The organism is Microcoleus sp. OTE_8_concoct_300, assembly GCF_031383065.1.
In the GTDB taxonomy this organism is placed as follows: Bacteria; Cyanobacteriota; Cyanobacteriia; order Cyanobacteriales; family Microcoleaceae; genus Microcoleus.
This window is the reverse complement of sequence record NZ_JANMZH010000733.1, coordinates 1-2,958: the sequence shown is the minus strand read 5'-3', so window position 1 is coordinate 2,958 and position 2,958 is coordinate 1. Positions and strand designations below refer to the sequence as shown.

At 50.3% G+C, this 2,958-nt stretch carries 2 protein-coding genes; both read left to right on the top strand.

Going from position 1 to position 2,958, the window contains the following annotated elements; all coding sequences use genetic code 11:
• Positions 1-2,200 (top strand): filamentous hemagglutinin (locus ACUVJL_RS32880; RefSeq protein ID WP_445249668.1); only part of this gene is annotated, 2,200 nt, incomplete at its 5' end.
• Positions 2,201-2,664: 464 nt separating this feature from the next.
• A partial coding sequence (locus tag ACUVJL_RS32875; protein ID WP_445249667.1) for a two-partner secretion domain-containing protein occupies positions 2,665-2,958 on the top strand: 294 nt, incomplete at its 3' end.

The following is a 2,958-nucleotide window of genomic DNA, read 5'->3' as shown; positions in this document are numbered from 1 at the left end:
TGTGGCAAGTCCAGGTGTGGTAAGCTTCAACATCACGCCCCTAGGATTAGGTTTAGACTATACAAATGTTGCCAAGTTGGGCAATATAGAATTATCCGGTTTATCCTCGGTGATAGCTAGCGGGCCGGGGGGAGGCGCGATATCGGTTAGGGGGGGAAATGTGATTTTGCGCGATCGGGCTGCCTTCATCTCCGATACTATTGGCGATATTAACGGTCGCGACATCACTGTTGATGCAGCACAATTAAGAATATTAGACCAAGCCTTGATTTCAACTGGTACTACCGGGAGGGGAGAGGGAGGAAATGTCAAAGTCGGTGCTACTGACTATGTAGAAATCAAGGGAATTGGATATGAGAACTTTCAGCGGGCTGTCCTCGAGGCCGGCACAACTGGAACGAGTAGCTTTTCAACTCGGCCAAGCGGCATAACAGTCGGGACAGCAGGCCCAGGAAGGGCGGGGAATATTACAGTTGATACTAAGCAGCTAAGACTCGCAGAAGGGGCGAGCGTCCTCAACCTCAGCTACGGATCGGGGAACGGAGGAAATATAGCAATTAAAGCTTCTGAATCAGTGGAGGTCAACGCATCCGGGGTGCTCAGCGCTGCTATTGATCGAGGAAATGGAGGGACTTTAACAATTGATACGGGGAAGCTGACTGTCAGAAATGGGGGAGTTGTAGCAACCGCAAGTGTGGGTGCAGGCGATGGAGGAGACTTAACGGTGAGAGCTTCCGAGCAGGTGATAGTCACAGAGAACAGGCTGGATAGTGCGTTGGGTACAGCAATCTCCACTAACAGTATTGCCGGTATTGCGGGTACGGGAAACGCGGGAAATATAGAAATTAATACACGCTCTTTGTTAATGGAAAGGGGAACGGCGATAACTTCTACCAGCGGGATTGCCACAATAGATAGCGTGCTTCCTTCGGCCGGCCGGGGCGGAAATATTATCATCAATGCCACCGACTCTGTGAGAATAATTGGCACTAGCGCAAGCGACAGTTTAGAGGAAGATCCCAATGCCTTCACTACATTGGCTGCGGGGACTGTTGGGGGCGGTGCGGGCGGGGACGTGAGGATTAACACCGGGCGATTGATTGTTCAAGGTAGCGCAAGCATAGCAGCTTCTACTCTAGGGGCAGCACAGGCGGGAAACATCATTATCAACGCTTCGGAGTCGGTGGAACTGGTTGGAGCAAATGAGGATTTCTTTACTTCCGGCATAGCGACTGCCTCTGGGGATACTTTTCTACAGGATCTCTTCCAGCTTCCACCCCCCACAGGGGCAGCGGGAAACATCAGCATTGTCGCGCCAAGGTTGAGAGTCAAAGACGGGGCAACAATCAATGTCGGGAGTTTTGGCTCGGGAAGTGCTGGCAGCATCAATGTTGTCGCCGATTCGATCGCCCTCAACACCAAAGGCATCATTGACGCCACCAATGTATCGGGTACCGGGGGTAATATTAACTTGCTCGCGCAAGACATCCAATTGCGCCGCAACAGCCGAATTACCGCTGTTGGGGGTGCTGGCGAAGGCGGCAACATCACCCTCAACAGCGATATCCTAGTGGGGCTCAACAATAGCGACATCACGGCTAACGCCAAGAGCGCTGCAGGCGGCAGCGTTAATATCAATGTCCCGAATATCTTGGGCTTTGCAGCAGCCAGCCGCGAACAGATCAAAAGCAGGTTGGGGGTGACTGAGGATCAATTAGAAGCTTTGCAAGTAAATCCCACATCTCTGCTTAATAGCAGCGACATCGCCGCTATTTCCCAAAGTAGGGGCCCGGCTTTGCAAGGTGGCGGCGTGAATCCTGCTCAAGGTTTAGTGGAACCGCGGCAAAATGTTGTCGCTCCGGCTGCTTTAATTGCGGCAAATCCCTGCACGAAAGCGACCGAGAGCGCATTTATCGTCACTGGGAAAGGAGGAGTGCCACCAAGTCCTCATGATACCCTCAGTAGCGCTCGAACGCGGTGGACATGGGTAGAAGAGGCAGTTCGTTCGGCAACGGACAATGTACCCAATGTAACGGATCGATCGCAGAGGGAATTCGGGGAAATCGCGGATCGGGAAGTTGTTCCGGCTCGCGGTTGGGTGGTGAATTCTCAAGGAGAAGTTATGCTTGTGGCGAATCAAGTTGCCGGTCAATTGGACGATCGCACCAGGCCTCCTTTATCGGTTTGTGTGCCCCGATGACCTGAAAATAGCAAATTCTTTAAAATTGGTCGCTTTTGTCAGCTAACAAAAGGTTAATTATGGTTTTCCAATATCTCTACTTCTGGCTCAGCAAAATCAACGAACTAAAAAAGCAATACAAATACTATACAGAAGTTTTCAATGCTCTGAAATACAGTAGCAACCAGGCAGTGCCAAGGTGTGACAACTTAACGTCAAACCGACCGTCTCTGTTGTTTGTATCGAAGTCTCACTCGCCCCTAATATCCTTGAATAAGGGGGGGACAAAAAATATTTTCAAAATCCCCCGAATTCAGGGGGATTTTGGGGAATATAGACTCGAATACAAGCGAGATTTATTAGGGGTTAGGGTCTTAAGTTGTCACGGCTGGGCACGGCCATTATTCTCCCCGATATCTGTAGTTCACTCTACAGAAAATCCCTCGATTTCAGGCTCGATTTACCTTTTACTTGTGAGTGGTTATTTGTGCCTTTTTCCCGTAGGTGCGATCGCCCAAATCATCCCCGATAATACCCTGGGGCCGGAAAGTTCGCGCACGGTGGACGATACAATTAATAATTTGCCCAGCGATCGCCTTGACGGCGGCGCCACACGCGGTTCAAGCTTGTTTCACAGTTGGCGCGAATTTAACATAGGTGAAGGGCGGGGAGCATATTTTGAAAATCCCAGGGGAATTACTAATATTTTTACCCGCGTTACCGGGGGCAATCAGTCAAATATTTTAGGAACTTTGGGAGTTTTAGGCAACGCCAATTTA